The organism is Catenulispora pinistramenti (assembly GCF_018274385.1).
GTDB classification, from domain to species: Bacteria; Actinomycetota; Actinomycetes; order Streptomycetales; family Catenulisporaceae; genus Catenulispora; species Catenulispora pinistramenti.
Genome location: NZ_JAAFYZ010000642.1, coordinates 1 through 264 on the forward strand (window position 1 = coordinate 1; position 264 = coordinate 264).

Annotated in this window: 1 rRNA gene; it reads left to right on the forward strand. The window is 56.1% G+C overall.

Annotated features, from left to right (window positions below):
- Positions 1 to 182: 182 nt before the first annotated feature.
- Positions 183 to 264 (forward strand): 16S ribosomal RNA (locus KGQ19_RS48990); the annotation flags it as partial.

Here is a 264-nt window from a genome sequence, read left to right on the forward strand (position 1 = left end):
CCATGCGACCTCGGTCCTGCGCTCTTCACTGAGCGATGGTTCGAGTGTCATTTTACACATGGTTGGTAGACGCTCCCGACCCCCGTCGGGATGTCGGTCTACTTGCCAGGTGACTCTTCTGACACCTCATGCCGACCTACTGGGTTTTATTCCAACACCAGGCGGTCGGCCGGTGATATTCATCAATGGAGAGTTTGATCCTGGCTCAGGACGAACGCTGGCGGCGTGCTTAACACATGCAAGTCGAACGGTGAACCGCTTACG